The sequence below is a fragment of the Companilactobacillus zhongbaensis genome (assembly GCF_003946515.1).
GTDB classification, from domain to species: Bacteria; Bacillota; Bacilli; order Lactobacillales; family Lactobacillaceae; genus Companilactobacillus; species Companilactobacillus zhongbaensis.
In genome coordinates this window covers 55,045-72,057 of the sequence record NZ_RHOM01000009.1, presented here as the reverse complement: position 1 = coordinate 72,057, position 17,013 = coordinate 55,045, and the positions used below count along the sequence as shown (strand labels likewise).

General features: G+C 39.5%; 14 protein-coding genes. 10 read left to right on the top strand and 4 right to left on the bottom strand.

The genetic code is table 11. From position 1 onward, the window contains the following. Positions 1 to 9 precede the first annotated feature (9 nt). Positions 10 to 1,296 (bottom strand): GTPase HflX, encoded by a 1,287-nt coding sequence (gene hflX / locus EKM69_RS05905; RefSeq protein WP_125709110.1) that lies wholly within the window; start codon positions 1,294 to 1,296, stop codon positions 10 to 12. A gap of 589 nt (positions 1,297 to 1,885) precedes the next feature. Here hflX and EKM69_RS05900 point away from each other — a divergent pair. Then, positions 1,886 to 2,548 (top strand): HAD hydrolase-like protein, encoded by a 663-nt coding sequence (locus EKM69_RS05900; protein WP_125709108.1) that lies wholly within the window; start codon positions 1,886 to 1,888, stop codon positions 2,546 to 2,548. A gap of 277 nt (positions 2,549 to 2,825) precedes the next feature. Further along, positions 2,826 to 3,458, top strand: coding sequence for a pentapeptide repeat-containing protein (locus tag EKM69_RS05895; protein ID WP_125709106.1), 633 nt, complete (start codon positions 2,826 to 2,828; stop codon positions 3,456 to 3,458). 419 nt (positions 3,459 to 3,877) lie between these two features. Here EKM69_RS05895 and EKM69_RS05890 read toward each other — a convergent pair whose 3' ends face one another. The 3 genes from EKM69_RS05890 to EKM69_RS05880 form a co-directional block, all read right to left on the bottom strand. Further along, entirely contained in the window at positions 3,878 to 4,381 is a 504-nt protein-coding gene (locus EKM69_RS05890) for an acyl-CoA thioesterase (RefSeq protein ID WP_125709104.1), read from the bottom strand. A gap of 28 nt (positions 4,382 to 4,409) precedes the next feature. Further along, positions 4,410 to 4,949, bottom strand: coding sequence for a methylated-DNA--[protein]-cysteine S-methyltransferase (locus EKM69_RS05885; RefSeq protein WP_125709102.1), 540 nt, complete (start codon positions 4,947 to 4,949; stop codon positions 4,410 to 4,412). Between the two features lie 405 nt (positions 4,950 to 5,354). Beyond that, positions 5,355 to 6,797 (bottom strand): APC family permease, encoded by a 1,443-nt coding sequence (locus EKM69_RS05880; protein WP_125709100.1) that lies wholly within the window; start codon positions 6,795 to 6,797, stop codon positions 5,355 to 5,357. Positions 6,798 to 7,589: 792 nt separating this feature from the next. Between EKM69_RS05880 and EKM69_RS05875 the strand changes: the two genes are divergently transcribed. The 8 genes from EKM69_RS05875 to EKM69_RS05840 all read left to right on the top strand — a co-directional run bounded on the left by EKM69_RS05875 (position 7,590) and on the right by EKM69_RS05840 (position 16,830). Beyond that, positions 7,590 to 8,342 carry an ABC transporter ATP-binding protein gene (locus EKM69_RS05875; RefSeq protein ID WP_125709098.1) on the top strand — a complete coding sequence of 251 codons (753 nt, stop codon included), beginning with the start codon at positions 7,590 to 7,592 and terminating at the stop codon, positions 8,340 to 8,342. A 12-nt stretch (positions 8,343 to 8,354) separates the two neighbouring features. After that, positions 8,355 to 10,142: an FtsX-like permease family protein gene (locus tag EKM69_RS05870; protein WP_125709097.1), complete on the top strand. Its 1,788-nt coding sequence runs from the start codon at positions 8,355 to 8,357 to the stop codon at positions 10,140 to 10,142. Between the two features lie 979 nt (positions 10,143 to 11,121). Further along, positions 11,122 to 11,859 (top strand): amino acid ABC transporter ATP-binding protein, encoded by a 738-nt coding sequence (locus EKM69_RS05865; RefSeq protein ID WP_125709095.1) that lies wholly within the window; start codon positions 11,122 to 11,124, stop codon positions 11,857 to 11,859. Between the two features lie 17 nt (positions 11,860 to 11,876). Next, complete coding sequence (locus EKM69_RS05860; protein ID WP_125709093.1) at positions 11,877 to 12,701, top strand: glutamate ABC transporter substrate-binding protein; 825 nt, start codon at positions 11,877 to 11,879, stop codon at positions 12,699 to 12,701. Further along, on the top strand, positions 12,701 to 13,339 hold the full coding sequence (locus EKM69_RS05855; protein WP_125709091.1) for an amino acid ABC transporter permease: 639 nt from the start codon (positions 12,701 to 12,703) through the stop codon (positions 13,337 to 13,339). The genes EKM69_RS05860 and EKM69_RS05855 overlap by 1 nt, the downstream gene beginning before the upstream one ends. A gap of 12 nt (positions 13,340 to 13,351) precedes the next feature. Next, complete coding sequence (locus EKM69_RS05850) at positions 13,352 to 14,005, top strand: amino acid ABC transporter permease (RefSeq protein ID WP_125709089.1); 654 nt, start codon at positions 13,352 to 13,354, stop codon at positions 14,003 to 14,005. Positions 14,006 to 14,300: 295 nt separating this feature from the next. Further along, on the top strand, positions 14,301 to 15,677 hold the full coding sequence (nhaC, locus tag EKM69_RS05845) for a Na+/H+ antiporter NhaC (RefSeq protein WP_125709086.1): 1,377 nt from the start codon (positions 14,301 to 14,303) through the stop codon (positions 15,675 to 15,677). Between the two features lie 214 nt (positions 15,678 to 15,891). Continuing rightward, the gene (locus EKM69_RS05840; RefSeq protein WP_225423850.1) at positions 15,892 to 16,830 is read left to right on the top strand and encodes an Abi family protein; all 939 of its coding nucleotides are present in this window, start codon (positions 15,892 to 15,894) and stop codon (positions 16,828 to 16,830) included. Positions 16,831 to 17,013 lie beyond the last annotated feature (183 nt).

The window sequence follows — 17,013 nt, the reverse complement described above, 5'->3', positions numbered from 1 at the left end:
AAAAGCCCCTTATTTGGGGGCTTTTTCTTGGACGTATTCGTTATAGCGGTCAAATTGATCAGGACTTAATTTAGCCTGAATGATTGACCCGTCATTTGTGAAATCTTTGGAAATTATCTGAGTATTTCTAAGGATTTCCTCAGCAATTTTTTGATCCTTGTAAGGAACTAATAGAGTAACTTCTTGGTAGTTGCCAAAAAGCTTGATCTTGATCAGTTCAACTAGTTTTTCGATCGAAGCCTTATCCAATGCGGAATAGAAGACGTTGTCTCCTTCGATCATTGGGAATTCTTGGCCAGGCTTCAGATCAGCTTTATTGAAAGCATAGATCATTGGCTTGCCTTTAACGCCAACCTCATTCAAGGTTTTCTCCGTCACTGAGATCATGTTGCGCCAGTGTTCATCGGAAACATCGATCACTTGCACGAGTAAGTCAGCATCAGAAGCTTCTTTTAAAGTCGTCTTGAATGACTCGATCAAATTGTGGGGAAGCTTGCTGACGAAACCAACGGTATCTGATAGTAGAAAACTAGTATTATCTTCTAAATCGATTTTTCTAACACTAGTGTCCAAGGTAGCAAAAAGCATATTTTTTTCAAAAACTTTTCGGTCAGTTGAATCGTCTTTGTTGAAGTTCAACAAACCGTTCATCGTCGTCGACTTACCAGCGTTAGTGTATCCAACTAAGGAAACGACAGGTAGGGATGTATTCGTCCGTCTGCGACTTTGCACGTCGATCGTTTTTTCAACTTGAGCTAGTTGCTTTTTCAAGTAGGTGATCCGTTTGCGAATGACACGACGGTCCAATTCGAGTTGCGTTTCACCGGCACCACGGTTAGCCAAACCACCGGATGAAGATTGTTGATCCAGTGGGTTTCCTGATGGATGGATCCGTGGTAATTGATATTGTAATTTAGCGATTTCCACTTGGAGTTTCGCTTGTTTTGTGTGAGCACGATTGGAGAATACTTGCAGGATCAATTCAGTCCGATCCATGAAAGATAACTTCGTGCTTTTTTCCAAGTTGCGGATCTGTGATGGTGTTAGTTCATCATTCAAAACGATCGTCTTCACATCATCAGCATTAGCGATTTGAGCGATCTCGGTAACCTTACCAGCACCAAAATAAGTCGCACCACTAACAGTGTCAGCGTTTTGCGTAATCACATCGGCAACTTCCATATTATTAGCTTCGACAAGAGAGCAAAGCTCGTCCATCGTATATTCAAAGTCAGCCTGTAAATGACTAACTCCAGCAACGATAACTTTTTCTTTAAAATTATTTGTGTCTTCCAAATTGTCCTCCTGGTGGCACCAAACACCCCAGGGTAATTCAATGCCAGTAAATTATTTATATGCAGAAGTAGCTGCTTTCTTCAAGCGCATGAAACGCATGGCAATCAAGACCTTTCTATAAAAAAAGAGAGCGGAGGGAGATGGTCAGCTGCTGAGGATTAACGCGGGTGGTCGCACAAAGGTGCGGCAAAGCCGCGCCGCGACCACACGTGTTAACCGGAGGCCGCTATCTCCCGGAGCTCGTTTCCACTATAAAGCGGGCAACGTTTGGCACCAAAACTAGAACGCTAGGGCTACAAAAGCGGGCAACGTTTGGTAACAAGGTTATAACGCTAGGCCTACAAAACCAGGCAACGGTTTGCCAACAAAGCAAGAACGCCAAAACCAACCCCAAATGCAACAGCACCAACCAGTCAGTACCGAAAAAACTCTCTTTTTCAATTAAAATTTAACAATGAGTCCCTACTATAATAACACGATTTATCACCCCAATATAGTTTCCACTATAATACTATCGCCCAAATTGTTAAAAACATCACAATCAATGGTAAAATAAAACTATCAATAAAAAACAGATGGGGTGAAAATAATGGATAAATTTCTAACGTTTGATGTCTACGGAACGTTATTAAACGAGGACACACTATATAACAAGGTCAAAGCAATCGCCGATGACATTGGAGTAGATAGTGAAACTGCTTTGAAACGATTCGTATCCTACCGAGAAAATCCAGCCAACACGCATCCATACGTCGATTATGACTTGTTAATGCGAAACGACTTAATCCAGTTAGACTATCAATTCGGCTTGGAACACAAGTTTGAAAAATATTACGTGGAAATTCTGGAAGCACATCGCAACTTAAAGCCATTTCCAGAAGTGATCGATACTTTAGAAAAACTCTTATCGTTAAGATACAAATTGATCATCATGTCCAATTCAGCATGGAGCATCATGCCGAAAAATCTTGAAGCGTTAAGAGTGCCATTCGACGTTTGGACAGCCGAAGACGTACACGCCCACAAGCCTAACTTGAATTTCTTCAAAGCAGTCGAGGACAATTATCAATTCACCGCCCAAAATCACATTCACATTGCTCAAGGCTACGGCTACGATATCGTACCGTGCAGCGAGATGAATTGGGACTCGATCTGGGTCAATCGTGACAGCGATAAACCGACTGATCTAGCTCGTCCAACGTATGAAGTCAGCACATTGGATGAAGTACTACCAATTTTGGAAAATAGATAAAAGACGTTGGATCACAAAATTTGCTGTGATCCAGGGTCTTTTTGTTTGGCATATTTTTTACCGTCAAAAAGCTGATATCATGCTATTTTGAAAAAAGATAATTAATTTTTTCTGTGATTTTTTAATAAAAAATGTCTGTCAGACAAAATAAAAGGAATAGTTCAGCAAATTTGCTGATCCCAATTATGGAAGTGATCAGAAAAGGCCGATTTTTTCTCTAATTTTTCTTTACTAATAATTTGTTATCATCCTAGTAAGAGATCAATTGGAGGTCAAAATGGAACAACCAAAACTTGCAGAAGAATATTTAACGACTAATTCGTTTTTTAAAATATTTGATGAAGAAGATTTTTTATTCAGCAATAATCACGTCAAGGATGAAGTAGTGGAAGGACAAAATATCGATCACCCGATGATCGAGCAAAGCTTGTTTGAACACGTGACTTTTAGCGAATGCGATTTTGAGAAATTAGATTTAACAGACGTAATTTTTAAAAACTGCGATTTGTCGAATTGCCATCTGAACAATTCGAGCATTTTCCGAGTGAAATTTGTCGGATGCAAGATGATGGGGACTGATTTTACGGGATCTTACTTTAATAACGTTCAGTTCGAAAATTGCTTGTTGGATTTTGCTAATATGAACGATCTTACTTTTAAGGGCGCATCGTTTGTGGACAGCAGCATGAAAGATGTCAGCTTTAATGACAACAAGTTAGGGCAGGTTAAATTTGACGACTGTGATTTGAACGAAATGATGATTTTGAATACTAAGCTAAAAGGGATCGATTTTAGTAAATGTCATTTTGAAAAAATCGAAATTGATGAATATGGCTTGCGGGGAATCGTTGTTAATCGGGAGCAGGCTGCCTTGTTCGCTGAAACTTTCCTTGGAGTTCGGATCGGATGAGATTTTAATTTTGGTTATTAAAAAAGTAACAACGCTTTTAGGTTTACCTTTTTTGAGGTTACCTTTGGTGTTGTTACTTTTTTTGTTTTATTGATGTTTTGGTTTCAAATCTTTTGCTTTATACCAAACTTCTTTTGTTTATTCGCTAAACGGTTTTTTTTTAACCAAACGTTGTTCGTTTTATAGCTTAAAAGAGTTCAGGTTTTATGTGTATAAAATAGTGGTATCTATAATTGTTCGTTAAACTTGCAGTGGTTTAGATAGTGGTGTTTTTCTTTATCCTCAAGGATGCTGAAACGAGCTCCGGGAGATAGCGGCCTCCGGTTTAGAAACTGTCGGCAGGCACGGCTTCGCCACACCTTGGGTGCCGACAGTCCCTAAATCCTCAGCAGCTGATCATCTCCCTCCGCTCTCTGCGTTTAATCCCAAGGAAAGTTCAATGAGATATGCTTATTCAAAGAAACTTGTTCTTTTAATTTTTCAGCACGATCGATTTTTCTTTGTTGGTAACCAGCACAGACGTATTGTTCTTCGGCACTGACTGGGACTATTTCGGGTAATTCAACGTTTTTGTCGATTAAGACGAAAGTTGAGAAGCAGGTTAGTCCGAGAAATCTTTCGCCAGTTTTTAGATGTTCACCGATGATTTTGGTGAATACTTCAATCGAAGTCTTTCCAATTCCTGTCACATATGATTCAACACAACGTGAATCTTGCAAGACAAAGGGATGCATGAAGTTAACCTGGTCCACGGATGCAGTAACAGTTTCGATCCGAGCAGCTCGAGATGCTGCTATAGAAGAATTATTGTCGATGGCAGACAAAATTTGACCACCAAAAACAGTCTCATGCTCGTTCAAATCTGAAGCAAAAACCCGATGATTAGTAATTGAGAGAGTATCTTTACACTTAATAGAAGTCATAAATAATCAATCCTTTATAAAAAATCCTTTACTTTGATATTACTTCATTAGTAGAAGAATTAATACTAGGGTTTTTATCAATGTTTTTTAAAGAGATACCCTCAAGCTCCAACAAAGCAATTTTGCGAGAAATCCCACCGGCATAACCAGTCAAAGAACCATCAGTAGCAATCACGCGGTGACAAGGAATAATAATAGAAATAGGATTACGACCCACAGCACCACCAACAGCCCGAGGAGAAGAATCCAATTCTCGAGCAATATCACGATAAGTCCAAACTGAACCATAAGGAATAGAACACAAAACATCCAAAACTCGCTTCTGAAAAGCAGTAACCTGAGGATCCAAAGATAAATCAGAAATCGAAGGTCGCTTTCCAGCAAAATAATCATCCAACCAAGAAGCCACAGAAGCAGCAACGGAATCATCAGCAGAATCAACCGAATCCAAGTCAAAGTGACCGCCAAAATGAGTCTGACCATCAAACCAAAGGCCAAGTAGAGAATGAGAATCAGTCAAAATGGTCATATCACCAAGAGGCGAAGAATAAAGTGAACGAGAAAGCATAGAAAAACCTCCAATCAAAGATAATTTGAAGTAATTATAACTCAACAACCTATCCTAATAGAACTAGTCAAGAAATGAAGATGTAGGATGAGGCGAGTTTCACGAAGCGACAAAGGAGCAAAGTGAAAGAGCCAGAGAGGAAAAAGAGAAACAAAAGAACAAAGAAACGATGTAAGAAAAATAAAAATAATAATCGATGATATCCGAAAAATGAATTGAAAAAGATAAGTAGAGAAGTAACAATCCTAGGAACGAAACAAGAATAGAAACATCAAATCAATTCAAAAATATTAGCACTATAAAAATAGAAACCGTACCCCCACCAAAAAAAAAATCCAGCACAAATAAAATCAAAAACAAACAAAAAAAGCTTCAGCTGTAACCAGCTGAAACCCATAAAAAACATTATGCAGACAAATCATTGCGCCTTTGCATCCGAGCAATAACAGGCAAAATAATCCCAATAGCGATCATAATCAAAGGCTCAATAATATTAAGGGCTAGCACATGATACCAAGTACCAGTACCGTAAACCTCATCAACCGGCAAAATACCCATAGTAGCGGCAACGAAAGTAACTAAGAAGCACCAAGCACCGACCATGACAGCCAATTTTTGATTTTTAATATAAGTGAAATCACTCTTGAACTTGTCTGGATGTAGTCTAACTAAAATGAATGAACTGAAGACGAAACAAGTTACGTAAGGTGAAACGATCCCGTTCAAGTTCAGCAATTGATTAAAGATAGAATTCATATTTGGCAACGTAGCACTCAAAACCATGATGACTGTACAAATACCAGTCGTTAGCCAGTAACCGTTGATCGGCAGACCACGATTATCTAACTTGGTCAAACGCTTAGGCAAGTATGCTTTAGCCGTATCGGATAAGAACATTCTCGTACTTGCATCGATCAAGACAGCTAGCTGGGCCATCATGTAAATGGCTTGTGTGATGGCGAATAAGTATAGGAAGAAACGTCCCATTCCGAAGTCGTTACCCATGGCTTGGAAAGCATAGTATGAACCATTCATCTTCAAGTCATGTGGCAAGTTGTGAGCATTGAAAAATACTCCTAGTGAGAATGAACCGAAGACGGTCAAGAATCCAGTCATGATAGCTAACATCCACATAGCTTTAGGGAAGTCACGCTTACCATTTTTCATCTCAGTAACGTAAGGCGAAGCAAGTTCAGCCCCGTTCATGGCAAAAATTACTAAACCAAAAGTAGATAAGTAGTGCAGATCAAACTTAGGTATGAACGATTTGATCGTAAATGGTTCAGTATGTGGTGCATTTCCTTGTGTCAAATAAACGACAGTCATGATCGCATACAAAATTGTAACAACGAACATGGCTCCACCACCAATGATCGATAACCATTGGAGTGAATTTTTTAAATGATGTTGAATAAAAATAAATAGCGTAAAAATTACGGCAGTTAGTAAGGCAAACATACTGTTTGTCATCGTATCTGACATCTTGTTGTTACCATTGATCAACCAACCAAATGAGATCAGCATGGAATTGGCAACATCGACGATGTAAGGAAGTCCTGCGACCCAGTAAGTCCAGGCACAAATATATCCCCAGACATTTCCACCGGTACCACGGACCCAAGAAGTCATACCTCCACCTTCATGACTAAAGGTTGATCCTAGATGACCAACCATCATTTCATAAGGTACAACGAATAAGAAAAGCATTAGGATCCAAGTGAAGACGATCCCGAGACCTTGGTTTTGGAAGTTGTAAATAATGTCGTCAAAACCAATAACGGTCACAAAGTCCATCAATGCAACGACGGGCCAGCTAATGTACGACTTTTTCGAGTCGAGTTCTGGCATTTTTTCCCCCACAGTAAACACCCCTATTAAAAAATTTTATAACTTAAGTATTATAGCGCAAATTGTAAAACGATAAATGGGATAAATCAAATAAAGCTTTGGATTTTTGGTTGAGGTTCACTGCCGGTTCTGCGGGAGGGTTCCGGGAATTGCGCCGTGGAACGCTGCGGGCCAACTTTGAGCTATCCAAGGGAACCCCGTCCTTGGACATCTCAAAGCTTGACCTTTTCGTAAGCACGGCCCATGCCGTGCAAACGAAAATTTCGCGGCTGACGGCGAATTCCCTCCACCCTCCCGCAGGACCTAGGGTGGTTGAAAACTTTATTTGGGTTGGGGTTGTGAGGCTTGTTTTTTTGTTGTGGAAATTTATTGTTTTGGTGGGGTGAGGTAAACCCTTCATATATTAATGGATATTTCTTATTTTGTTTATCGGAATCCATTTTTTATCTTGTTTGAGAAGAATATTTTATTTCTAATTTCTATCCTTATCGTGGATTCTTGTTCTATCCATTCTTTGCAGCTAAACTTGCAGTGGTTTGGATAGTGCTATTTTTCTTTATCCTCAAGGATGTGAAAACGAGCTCCGCGAGGTAGCGGCCTCCGGTTAACACAGGTGGTCGCGGTACGGCTTCGCCGCACCTTTGTGCGACCACCCGCGTTAATCCTCAGCAGCTGACCAACCTCGTTGCGCTCTCTGCGTTTCTTACAAAACTGTAAGTTCTTGTAATGTGAATCGAACGACTATTTTTTGCTTTCCCCATAAGATAGATATATCAGATGGAGGTTAAATACATGCAAAATATTGTTGATGTTAAGAATATTGAAAAGATTTATGGGAAGGCTAATGAGAAGCAGTTTAAGGCTTTGTCAGATGTTAACTTTGAGGTTCAACCTGGAGAGTTTGTTGGTATTATGGGGGCTTCTGGTTCTGGTAAGACTACTTTGCTGAATATCTTGTCTACTTTGGACACTCCTACTCGTGGCCAAGTTAAGATTGCTGGGGAAGATATTACTCAGCTTAAAAACAATGAAATGGCCGATTTTCGGGCTAATCAAATCGGATTTATTTTCCAAGATTTCAACTTGTTGGAAAACTTGACGGCTTACGAAAATATTGCACTCCCACTTGCGCTACAAAATCGTAGCAATAAAGAGATCAAGCCAGCTGTGGCTAGGATCTCTGAAAAATTAGGTTTGACGGAAATTTTGAATCACTATCCAACCGAGCTTTCCGGTGGTCAAAAACAAAGAGTTGCGGCTGCTCGTGCTTTGGTACACCAACCAAAAATTATTTTTGGTGATGAACCAACTGGTGCTTTAGATTCAAAAAGTGCTCGTGCTTTGATGGATACGATGACGAAGATCAATCAAGAAGATAACGTTTCGATCTTGCTTGTAACGCATGATCCATTTTCAGCTAGTTTCTGTGACCGAATCTTGTTCATTAAAGACGGTGAAATCGGTCAAGAACTTAAAAACGAGAGTCATTCACGTGGCGAATTTTATCAAGAAATCTTAGATTCATTAGGAACATTTGCGGAATAGGAGGGGACTACATTGTTAAACAAACTAGCAATTGGTGGCATTAAGCATCGGATCCGTGATTACAGTGTGCTATTTTCAGGTCTGATGATTGCAGCTGCCATTTTCTACATGTTCATGTCCTTGGCCATGAATAAAGACTTTTTAAACTCAAATTCACCAGCTGCTGCGACAGTTTTCATCTTCGGTTTTGGAGCAGTTTTACTAGCAATAATTACCGTCGTATATATAAATTACGCGAATAAATTTCTTTTGAGCATGCGTCAAAAAGAATATGGGATGTTCATGATGCTCGGTGCCAAAAGCAGTAAAATTTCAAAAATGATTTTTGTGGAAACATTCATCATTGGTGCCATCGCTTCAGTTATCGGAATCATTTTAGGTATCTTTGCGACTGGTTTTGTCGGTCAATTGTTAATGAAAAATCTCGACATGCCAGTTAAATATTTCAGTAGTTTCTACATGCCGGCATTAATCACTACATTGATTTTTTTCATCGTTATTTTTATTTTTTCAGCTTTAAGAAACTCGATTTCTCTAAGAATGACCAAAGTTTTAACGCTATTGAACAAAGATAGTCAACCAACACGGATCAAAAGAAATACCGTTTGGACAGTTTTTCAAGCAATTATCGGTTTGATCTTTATCGGTATTGGTTACGCTGCCATGATCCACATGGGTTCAAATCCAATTTTTATCTACATCGGTGTCCCCGTTGCCTTAGTAACGATCGTAATTGGAACTTACTTCGTGATGAACTCACTAACTACCACGATCATTTCAGCTTTGAAAAAGAATGGTAAGTTCTCTCAAAAAGGTTTGAACAACTTTACCCTGTCTCAATTGAATTTCCGGATCAAAGATTACACAAAGATTTTATCAATGGTCTCGATCATGTTCTCACTAGCACTTGGTGCAATTACCGTTGGACTAGGTTTTTACCAACAGATCGACACGGTTGTTAATGGTCAAAAATATTATGATTCACAAATTATCAATATTAATAGTAAGGAAAAAGCCTTAGTCGACAAAATGTCAGGCGCTTCAACAAACAGATACGATTATAAGACGACTGATAAAACTGTTTACTATCGCCAAAGCGATTTCAAGTCACAACCATTCACATATAGTCATTTCAACATGGACAGCATGTTCTCAACACAAAAGAAGAGTACTAGTTTAAATAATGATGAAGTGAAGTACGAAATCCAAAGTTCCATGTTGCCAAAGAACCAAACTAAAGAAATCAAAGCAGTGAGTGACCAAGAATATAACAATATTCAAGGAAAAGCTAACTCGATCACATACGTCAAAACTGATTCCTTTAGAAAAAATCTTACACCAATCAAACAAGTTTCTGAAGAACAACAAAGTCGCTTCCCAAGTATGAAAAATGCGATTGCCGACAAATACGTAGTCTACAAAAACATCAACGGATTCTTCTCAGGACTAGAATTCATGGGCTTCTTCCTAGGAATTGCCTTCTTAGCAATGCTAGCAAGTTGTCTAATGTTCAAGATCCTCTCCGGAGCAGCAGGTGACGTGAAGAGATACAATATGTTACACAAAATCGGTGCCAGACAAAAAGCACTAAGAGCATCGATCAACAAAGAAATTGCCGTACTCTTCGCAGTTCCAGCAACACTAGGAATTGTCCACGTATTAGTAGGACTTCAAATGTTTAAGGCGCTATTGATGAAACCTTATAGTAATTTAGCGTTACCATTTATAATTTTCTTTGTTTTATATGGTGGGTATTATTTCTTAACACGACATTTGTATAAAAAAATAGTATTGAAATAAGCATATCAGTCTTCAGATTTTTTATAGTTTGAAGGCTTTTTTTGTTTTATGATTTTGGTTTGAGGTTCACTGCCGGTTCTGCGAACGCTGCGGACCCACTTTGAGCTATCCAAGGAAACCCGCCTTGGACATCTCAAAGCTGGGTCTTTTCGTAAGCACGGCCCATGCCGTGCAAACGAAAATTTCGCGGCTGACGGCGAATTCCCTCCACCCTCCCGCAGAACCTAGGGTTGTTAAAAAATAATTTTTGGGTGGGGGGTACAGTACTTAGTTTTATCTCTCAAAACTGTTTTAGGAGGACTGGTTTAACCATCTATACTTGATTCCTAGGATTTTTGCACCGGTTCCTATCTTGTAAATTTTGTAAGAGTAAAAATTCGTTTTAAGCAGTCTTTATCTTTAAAAGGGTGGCGACCCGCGAAGTGAAGTTGCGATAGAAAAAACATCGAAATTGAAACGGAGCTTGAGAAATTTAAATACGAACCGATGATTTTTCCGAAAAAGGTGGATCAGATAGGGGACGGAGTCGGGATTGATAGTGGGTAATAGCGGGGGAATGGGAGTCCCCCTAAAGGAAATTTGCAGAAAAAAGATAAGTACCGTCCCCACCCACAAAGAGAGAAATTTTGTACTACCTTAGGTTCTGGGAGGGTGGAGGGAATTCGCTGTCAGCCATGAAATAATGGAACGTAAGTGCTAACGCACTTGCGCAACTGGTTCTTGGTGGTGGCTACGCCACCGAACGACTAAGGAAGCCACAGCGCAATTCCCGGAACCCTCCCAGAACCGGGAACAAAACCACCACCAAAAAATTTTTTTCCAACCCCATAAAACCCAGTAAAATTACAGAAAAACCACTTAATTTTACATAAAACCATCATCCAAATAATTGCCAAATTTCTCTAAAACAATTAAAATTTCTTTAATAGTCAATTTTATGCTTGGTTCAGCTTGAACCAAACGAAGGGAGAATAGCTATATGTCGATGATCGAATTTCGTGACGTCCAAAAGTATTATGGAAAATTTCACGCATTGAAAGACATTAACCTGGAGATCGATAAAGGGGAAACGGTTGTTTTGATCGGACCCTCAGGTTCAGGTAAGAGTACCTTAGCTCGGAGCGTTAATGGATTGGAACAGATCCAAGAAGGTCAATTGATCGTCAATGGCCATGATATTGCTGATAAGAAGACTGATATTAACCGTATCAGAACTGATGTGGGGATGGTTTTCCAGCATTTTAATTTATATGCTAACAAAGATGTGCTTGAAAATATCATGATCGCACCACGGATCGTTTTGAAGATGAACGAAGATGAGAATAAGAAGCGGGCTATGGCTTTGCTGGACCAAGTTGGTTTGGCTGATAAAGCTCATAACATGCCTTCACAGATCTCTGGTGGACAAGCTCAACGTGTAGCTATTGCTCGGTCATTAGCTATGAAACCACGTTGTATGCTTTTTGACGAACCTACTAGTGCGCTTGATCCGGAAATGATCGATGATGTGCTGGGCGTTATTAAATACGTTACTAGCCAAAGTGATATGACTTCATTGATTGTTACTCACGAAATGGGCTTCGCCCAAGAAGTTGCCAACCGGGTTATTTTTATGGCTGACGGCCAAATTTTAGAGGATGACAAGACTAGCGAGTTTTTCAAAAACCCTACGAATGAACGTGCTAGACAATTCTTGAGTAAGATCATTAAGCACTAATAAGGGGAGGGACTACCATGAAAAGACTCAAATACTTTTTAGTATTAGTAATGTCTGCACTCCTCGTTGTTGTATCGGTCGGCTGTGGAGCAAAACCTCTTTCTCAACAAGATGTTTTGCAAAACGCCAAAGAAGCTAACACGATCATGTGGGGAGTTAAAGCAGATACGAAATTGATGGGCTTGATCGACGTTAAAGACGGTCAAACTAAAGGATTCGAAGTTGATATTGCCAAGGCTTTGACTAAGAAGATCCTTGGTAAAAATGGTAAAGCTAAATTCGTTACCGTAACTTCGCAATCACGTATCCCATTATTGAAAAACGGTAATATTGACGCCATCATTGCCACAATGACGATCAATGCCGAACGTGAAAAAGTTATTGATTTTTCAAATTCATATTTTGATGCCGGACAATCGTTACTAGTTAAAGACGGTTCGCCAGTTAAAAAAGTTTCCGATCTCAACAATCGCACGGTTATTGGTGTTGTTGGATCAAACTCTGTTGAAAATGTTAAGAAGTACGCTCCAAAGGCTCGAGTATTGCAGCTACAAGATTATGCTCAAGCATTAGTAGCTTTGAAATCAGGTCAAGGGGATGCTTTGACGACAGATAACGTTATTTTAGCCGGTATGGCCGTTGAAAACCCAGGCTACAAGGTCCAAGGTGGTGCCTTCACTACGGAACCTTACGGTATTGGTATCAACAAGAACCAACCAGCTTTCAAAAAAGCTTTGAATAAGGCCATCAAAGAAATTGAAGACGATGGGACTTATAACAAGCTGATCAAGAAGTGGTTCGGTGACGTTCCAGGATTCGATTACAAGGAGGTGCTTCGCTAATGGGTAGTTTACTAGCAAACAACTGGCACAGCTTTTTGACCGGATTTGGTTGGACGATCCTTTCCAGTATCGTCGCTTTAGTGTTCAGTTTGATCATTGGATCACTGTTCGCCATTATGGAAGTTATGCCGAATAAAGTTTTACGTGTTATTGGTAACGTCTATGTGGAAATTTTTAGAAATATCCCGTTACTAGTTATTACAATGTTTTTCTACTTAGTAATTCCTTTGTACTTTGTTAAGATCAATGGATTTACTGCCGGAACTATCGGATTGACGATTTATACTTCAGCTTTCATTGCTGAAACTGTTCGTTCAGGTATTAACTCAGTTGATATCGGCCAGATGGAAGCAGCTCGGGCGATGGGGATGACTTATGGACAAGCTATGCGTTACATCGTCTTGCCACAAGCTTTCAAGCTCGTTATCCCACCACTAGGTAATCAATTTATCAACTTGGTTAAAAACTCATCAGTCCTAGCTTTCGTGGCTGGATTTGACTTGATGTATCAAGGAAATGCGATTGCTTCGCAAACCTTTGATACGGTCAACACATATATAATTGTCGGTCTCTTTTACTTAGTTATTACCTTACCGATCAGTTACTATATGAGACATTTAGAAAAGACTTTGGCTTAGGAGGAATGAATTATGCAAAATTGGATCGACGCTTATTCAGCTGTTAACCTAAAATTCCTTCTCCAAGGTCTTTGGGTAACCGTTGAAATTTCAGCTTTATCAGTTATTTTTAGTATGATCTTTGGTTCGATATTAGGGATCATCCGTTATAGCAAGATCGCTTATGTTTCAAAGATCGTCGGTTTCATCATCGATATTATCCGTAACTTGCCATTACTGTTGATCATCTTTTTCGTCTACTTTGGTCTACCTTCGATCGGGTTCAAACCGGATACGATCCCTGCTGCCATTTTAGCGATGTCAGTCTTCGAATCGATGATGGTCGCCGAGATCATTAGATCAGGTATCCAAGCCGTTGATATTGGCCAAATGGAAGCCGCACGTGCCATGGGGATGCGCTATACACAAGCCATGGTCCACATCGTCTTACCACAAGCTTATAAAAAGATGATTCCAGCTTTAGTTAGTCAATTGATCTCCTTGATCAAGGATACTTCTTTGACAACGATCATCGTGGTACCAGAATTGATGCAACACGCACAAGTAATTTATGGACAAAACGCCAATTATATCGTGCCAATGTACTTAGCACTAGCTATTTTGTACTTCATCGTCTGCTACGCACTGTCACTAATTTCCAAAGTAGTCGACCGTCGTTTAGCTTAATGAAAAATTTTTGTATTGACGATAATTAAAATAGTTGTTATCATTCAAAATATTAATAAGTGTTTGAACAAAGTAATCCTACATCTGGGTGTAAGAAAGCCGGTGGTTGATGCGAACCGGTCAGGGTGCTAGGACTGAAATACCAGACATGACTTGGTTTTCCAAGCGGAAGGTGCCGTTATCGCCAATGAGAGGAGGTCTATTTGCGACCTCAAGTTGGGTGGTACCACGGTTACGTCAATCGTCCCTGTTGCAGGAATGCAGCGGGGACGATTTTTTTATTGGGAGAAAAAATATGAGGGAAAAAGTTAGTTTCAAAGAATCGATCATCATTTTGTTGGTCATGTTAATAGTTTTAGGAACAGCTGTTATTGGTTTTGGTTTGTCGCCACAAACGCCAGTGTTAGTAGTTATCGCTCTTTTGATCTTGTGGGCTAAGATCCGCCACAGCAGTTGGGATGAGATCCACGATGGGATCATGGACGGAGTAAAAAACGGGATCGTGCCGATCTTTATTTTTATCTTGATCGGTGCTCTGATCGGTACTTGGATCGCAGCTGGCGTTATCCCATCAATGATGGTCGCCGGATTCCATATGATTTCGGCTCGTTGGTTCGTTCCATCGGTTTTCTTAGTTTGTGCCTTGATCGGAACTTCCATCGGTTCAGCCTTTACCATCGTTTCAACGATCGGGATTGCCTTGTTCGGAATGGGAACTACGATGGGCGTTGATCCGGCCTTGGTTGCTGGAGCAATTATTTCAGGAGCTATTTTCGGTGATAAATCTTCACCACTTTCTGATTCGACTAATCTAGCTGCTGCTATTGCGGGTTCTGACTTGTTTGCCCATATTAAAAACTTAATGTGGACTACGATCCCAGCTTTCGTGATCTCACTGATCTTGTACTGGATCTTAGGTATCGGTGAATCAGGTGCCAAGTTGACTAATATTCAACCAACTTTGACGACTTTGACTTCACATTTTAGCGTTTCCTGGTGGGCAATTTTACCGATCATCTTGTTATTTGTTTGTGCCATCGCCAAGATCCCAGCTATCGCAACTTTATTACTAAATATTACCGTAGCTATTGTGATGATCTTTGTACAAACTCCTGGTACGACAGTCCAAAAAGTTGCCGGCTACATTGAAAACGGCTTTGTTTCAAAAACTGGTAACGCCAACGTTGATGCTCTGTTGACTCGGGGTGGCATCACGTCGATGATGGGTACAGTTTCCTTGATTTTTCTAACTTTATCTTTAGGTGGCTTGTTGATGAAATACGATATTATCCAAACAGCCATCACACCGTTAGCTAAAAAGTTGAAATCATCTGGCTCGATCGTTACAGCAACTATCTTGTCTGGTATCGGAGTCAATATTTTTGTTGGTGAACAATACTTATCAGTTATTTTACCGGGTAAAGCCTTCAAAGAGACTTACAACAAACGAGGATTGGACAATTTAGCCTTGAGTCGTGTGCTTGAAGATGGTGGTACAGTTATTAACTACTTGATCCCTTGGGGTGTCGCGGGAGCTTTTGCGGCCAACACTTTAGGCGTACCAACCTTGGCCTTTCTACCATTTTGTTTCTTTAGTCTTTTATCACCAGTATTGTCGATCATCAGTGGATTTACTGGGATCGGACTCAAGAAAATGCGTCAACGGGCATAATCTATCAAAAATTTTGTTAATGATGTATAAAAATAGTATTCAAAAAAGCCGAATGAGTTCGGCTTTTTATATTGTCAAAATTGGTTAATTAATTTTTAGAAATTAGCTGTTATTATTAGCTCAAATAGTTCAAAATATGATTGTACGTACGTTATGATATAGTTATACTCAATATTTGATTATATTAAAATTTTTTAGAATGAAGGTGTGCAAGGTGCGTAGTCCCAAACAGCTATCGTATGAGGATCAGCTTAATTTATTTGCTGAGCGCGGGATGACTTTAGATCCGGATATGCGTGATAAAAACCTCAATGCTATTGAAGCAATCGGATATTATACTTTGAAGCAATTTGCTTATCCGTTTGCTTACCGGGATGGCTATAATACCCCGGATTATGACGGACTTTCGTTTGACTTTGTGGTTAAACGTTATTACCAAGATAAGAATTTGCGGATCAACTTGCTACATGCAATCGAAGATATCGAAGTTTCGATGAATAGTTTGATCTCGCATGTGTTAGGTGAAAAATATGGTCCCTTTGGTTATCTAGAATTTACTAATTGGGCCGACAATGATCGGATCTCTAAATATACATTGGAAGAAAAGCAGTTTTATTTTAAAAAGAATTTATTGCGACAAGCATACAATTCCAATATGTTAGATCTTGATTATCGGGAAAATTTGAATGAAGATAATTTCCCAACGGTTTGGTTGATGACTAATTTGTTAACTTTTGAAACGACTTCTAGTTTGATCAGGTTGATGTCAGATGATAATGTTGAATACTTTACTGACTACTTCAACTGTAACCGTGATGAATTAGTTTCTTGGCTTGAGTGTCTTAATTTTGTTCGTAATATTTGTTGCCATAATTCCAATTTGTTAGATATTACTTTGTCTACTAGTGCTTTACCTCCACGCGATTTTAAGGAGTATCTCTGGTTTAAGAATATTAATGGCCGGGTTAGTTATACTAATAAGATTGCTTTGATTATCGTGATTGTGGTTCATATGATGTATGCTATTAATCCTAAGTATCGTTTTGATAATATTAAGAGATCGTTTACTAGTATTACTCGTGATGTTGATGGTTCTATTGAGAAGCTTGGGTTTAAGGATATGGACAGTTTTTATGAGGTTTTTCGTCGGTAGATTTTTTGTTTTTTGTTTTGTTTAGTCGAGGTTGCTCGGCTATTTTTTTGTGCTGGATTTTTGTTGGTGGTGTGATTTTGGGTGGGGGTTCACTGCCGGTCCTGTGGAGGGTTCCGGGAATTGCGCCGTGGAACGCTGCGGACCCACTTTGAGCTATCCAAGGAAGACCGCCTTGGACATCTC